Genomic DNA, 4681 nt, shown 5'->3' with positions numbered 1-4681 from the left:
AGTAAAATATAATAAAAAAGAAGGGTCTTGGAAACCCTTCTTTTTGTAAAATTTTGTTTACTTTACACATCTTTTTCATTTTATGTAAAAAGATGTTTACAAATGAAAACTATTTAGTTTTATATAGTCATTACTTACTCTTTTTCTTTGTTTTTGGTTTATATTCTTTATCAAATTTTTCCACATAATCTTTTGCATATTTAGCAAATTCTTTTGCTTCTTTTTTACTACATCCAACCATTTCAAGAATACCTTCATCTGTTAGAGTCTTAGAATCACTCCAATTAATATCTGGAATATACTGATAGCAACGGGTAGTCATATTTTGGTCAGTTTGCATTTTTATTAATCCAAAACGCATTAACGGTCTTTTTAAAGCATTTACATAATTAGTAGCTTCTATTTTAGTATTATAAGAAGAAATTACTTTACAAGCATAATCATTTTGTTGATTCAAATATTTTAAAATATCAGTAACAATTACAGAAGCTTCTTTCTTTGGGAAAAAGCGACCATCTATTGCACCATTAGCCAAATTACTACATACAAAATATTTGTCCTTTATAGTAAAACGAGAACAAAAATGCTCATTAAATTTTACTGTTTTATCTTCTTGTCGACAAGGTCTATATGGATTATAATTTGGTTTTTCATTATAGAGTCTTTCCATAAATTTAATTTCAAAATTACTGAAAATTGAATTTGCATTTAATAAATTTTTAAAAGTTTTAACTTCGTTGTTTTTGTATGTAACAACAAGTTCTTTAGGAATATGATTTTCAAAAACAAAAACACCATCATCTTCCATATTCGTATCTTTAAAATATTCTTTTGAATCTACTTCAATAATATTAGATACATTATTAAACTGCTTTTTGAAATGATCAAACTTATTAGATGTAGCATACAAAACACGATGCGGCATAATGAGAATCATTTTCTCATTAAATTTTTTATTTAATTTTTCAGCTATTATATAATGAATGTTGGGATTACTATCTCTATTTGAACCGTAAGGTGGATTTCCTATAATTATATCAAACATAATATTTTTTCCAAAATTTTTATCAATAAATTCAAGAATATTATACCAATCCTTGGTATCTTTAATTAGTGAAGCCTTATCATTAAGGCCATAATTTACACTATTTATTACATGTCGATTAAACATATTAAATTTATCTTCATCATCTGTAATATAATATACTTCATTGTGTAGAGCCATTACAGATGCAGTCAAAAAATCACGAATAACTAAACATACTTTATTAATAGAATTATCTCTAGTATTTCGCCAAATATCAATATTTTTAAATTCTTCAGTTGATTTTTCTTCATGTAACATAATAGTTGCCTTTTTTAAATTTTTAACAAGTAAAATATAATAAAAAGAAGGGTTTTGTAAACCCTTCTTTTTGTAAAATTTTGTTTACTTATAATACTTATCTATAGCATCAGTTAAACGATTTAAATCAAAACCAGGAGCATTTACAAATTGTAACATAACACAAAAAGCATCATTACTCGTAGCTTCCTTTAAGACAGTTTTTTCGATGTTTTTATAATCTTTTTCATTATTAATTTCTTGCATATTATTTTGATATGCAATCTTAACTTCTTTAATAATTGCAGACATTGTCTTAACTGCACTAGCAGGAACAACTACAAAACCATCTTGTGTATTTTTCATTGAATTGTCACCATTCTTGCCAGTACCCTTACAATCATCTTGTCCATCACCAAAATCAAGTTGACCATTAAAACCATTGTAAAGTTTAGTCAAGAAATCATCTGTATCAGTAGCTAGATCTTCGGAAGTATAAATGTAAAAATGTGTTTTATTAGGATGGTCCTTGTCAGTACGACATCCACGGCAAGCTGCCTGGAACATATTGGCGTCATTCTTTTCGCACCAAATGCCAACGCCATTAATAGAAGGAATATCGATGCCTTCAACAATCATAAAAGCAGAAAGAATAATAAGAGGTTTACTATTATCATCTCTCTTTTGACAATATTCCAAAAGTTCATCTTTAGACATTGGGTTGCCATTAAGTTCACATTGAATTTCAGTTTTCTTGCCATTTTTTTCATCAATAATTTCCTTATAAGATGCGAACACAGCTACATCTACTGTATCACCATATTTCTTATTGATGGTCTTTGCATAAGACATAAGATTATCTACAGAAGAAAAATAATTCAAAAATACAGGAATCAGTCTCATTGTCTTACATTCTTTCTTTAAATGTTCAAAACATTCAATAATATATGTTGCTTCTTTATTCTTCAATCTTTTTGCTTTCGTCTTTGCAATATAGAGTTTTCCTTTTACAACAATGCCATCTAGAAGTGCCTGACAAAACCAATATTCAAAAATGTTTTCATTTCCAAACCATTCAATAATTTTCTTATTTGGTGTAGCAGAAAAACCAATAACTTTTTCTGAAATAGAAGCAAAATTGTTCAAAATCTTTGCAGGAATATCTTTATGTATTTCATCCTGAATAATAAGATTAAGAAACTTTGTTTTAGTATTATCAGCAATCATTTGAGATTTTTCTTCAAGAAGTTCATTAAAGATATTTTCCATAGTATCAGTATTCATTTCTTTGAAGTGTTTCTTTTCAGATGCAGCACATGCAATAATAATCACATGTTCTTCACAATTCATAATTGTCTTAATACTAGTTTTCTTAAAAGGAGCAGCAATAATACCATTAATTTTAATAGTAGCAGAAGAGAGATTAAACCACTTTACATTTGTGATTTTATTAGATCTGAGTGCATCATTAACAATGTTAACCAACTGTTTATTAAGCAATAAACGATGCGAAGCAATCATAGTTCTAGCAAATTTATGGTTCTTGTTACATTCAACAATTTCCATAAAAATAAGAAATGCTGCAATTATAGTTTTACCTGAACCACAACACATATTAAACAGAAAATGAAAATGCTTATAATAACCAGTATAGAAAGCTCGAATAGCCGCAATTTGACACTTACGAGGCTCTTTATGTTTATATTTCATTACAAATCTTTCAAATTTTTCAACTATTTTGTTGACCGTGGCGACATCGAATTTCTTTTTAGTCATTTTTATTTTCCTTTTTAATAGTTAAACTGTTTGTTTTATTTTAACAAGTAAAATATAGTTATTTTGGATTCTTTGTAAACCTTTTTTATTGTAAAACTTTTTTTACAATTTTATACCAATGTTTCCAAATTTCAACATTACCAATATTTCGGCCATATTTACCCAAATTTTTACATAGTGTAATATCATTTACAATGTAAACTTTTGGAAACTTTTCAGCAGAAAAATCACTACTATCATTGTCTGTAAAAATAATACCATGATATGGTAAATGTTTCATAGTTAAAGTATCTTCATCATTTAATTTGTCAAACGAATATGTTTTTACCCAATTACCCAACTTTTGAAATGGGGCAAACTTATTAATTTCATTCCAATTACTATGTTTTGTATTCATTGGTATTTTAATTTTCTTATCACAAGAACGCCTCAAAATACCATCTACACCCATAAAATCGTCTTCTGTATTATTACACCAAGTATCAAATTCAAATCCTTCAATAATAGTAAAATCAATCGCATAAAAACCATTAATAATTTCTAGCAAATTGCCACAAAATTTCTTTTTCAATTCTTCAGCTTTTTCCTTTCGTTCGAATTCATTATAATTTTTTAAAATATTATTTTTAGTTTTGTTAAAAGCATTAAAATAATCGTCTTTGAATTTGTCGCCAAATTCATTAATTTTATTTCGTAAATATGGTGTATTTTTATATTCTGTATTCTTATCAGAACAATGTTCATCCATATATTTAAAAAATTCTACAAAATAATTTGTATAATTAAAAATTTTATTTTCTAAAAGAAGGTCTATATTACCATTCATAGAGAAGGCAGTATCATACATTAATCCTTTGAAATATTTTTCAAAATCATTTTTGTTTAATTTAAAACGCGCCATATTCATTTCCTTATTAAAGTTAATTATAGTTTAAATATACCTATATTTGGATCTTGTAAACCCCTATTTTATGTAAAAAGATGTTTACTTTGTTTATCTTTTTGTAAAAAGACGTTTACAAATCTTATCACAAAAGAAAACCTACATAAAAGCAGGTCTTTTTTGCGCTTTCTGGACATTCTGGAGCATCTTTTTGACCTATGGATATAGATATACGGGTCCATAAAAAAGCCTCCAGAGAGCGTTTCTGGTGATCTTTATATAATTAACAATTGTAAACAAAATTATACAAAAAAGTCAGTGATTTCTCACCGACCTTTTCTTTAAGGAGATAACAACTATTCTACATGTTCGATCATTTGATCAAGCAACGGCCAATCTTCTGATAAAGTCTGCTGGATGCAGGATCATAAAAGATTGCACTGTCACAACTCTGCAAAAGATGGTTAACCATCTTAGACGTCTTTCCGAATCGAACCGGCATGTTAGCGCTCATTACAAAGTCGAACTTCTTAGGAGTCTTGAAAGACTTATTCTTCATATTTTATTTATCCTTTCTGATTTGATTTATTTGTTTATTTTGATGATTTAAATATACTTATTTGTTTGGCTCTTGGTAACCCTAAGTTCTGTAAAACTTAGTTTACAGAACTTGAATGGATTGTAAAAGTTTGGTTACG

At 27.4% G+C, this 4681-nt stretch carries 3 protein-coding genes; all 3 read right to left on the bottom strand.

Annotation, left to right across the window (positions count from 1 at the left end; translation table 11 throughout):
- Window positions 1-130 precede the first annotated feature (130 nt).
- The 3 genes from ACI32A_RS09645 to ACI32A_RS09635 all read right to left on the bottom strand — a co-directional run bounded on the left by ACI32A_RS09645 (window position 131) and on the right by ACI32A_RS09635 (window position 4001).
- Complete coding sequence (locus tag ACI32A_RS09645) at window positions 131-1345, bottom strand: Eco57I restriction-modification methylase domain-containing protein (RefSeq protein ID WP_439754849.1); 1215 nt, start codon at window positions 1343-1345, stop codon at window positions 131-133.
- An 84-nt stretch (window positions 1346-1429) separates the two neighbouring features.
- A complete protein-coding gene (locus ACI32A_RS09640; protein ID WP_439754848.1) occupies window positions 1430-3100 on the bottom strand; it encodes a DEAD/DEAH box helicase family protein in 1671 nt (556 codons plus the stop codon).
- 85 nt (window positions 3101-3185) lie between these two features.
- Window positions 3186-4001 (bottom strand): hypothetical protein, encoded by an 816-nt coding sequence (locus ACI32A_RS09635; RefSeq protein ID WP_439754847.1) that lies wholly within the window; start codon window positions 3999-4001, stop codon window positions 3186-3188.
- Window positions 4002-4681 lie beyond the last annotated feature (680 nt).

The sequence above is a fragment of the Floccifex sp. genome (assembly GCF_051873555.1).
Lineage (GTDB): Bacteria > Bacillota_I > Bacilli_A > Erysipelotrichales > Erysipelotrichaceae > Floccifex.
This window is presented reverse-complemented; position numbering and strand designations above follow the sequence as displayed.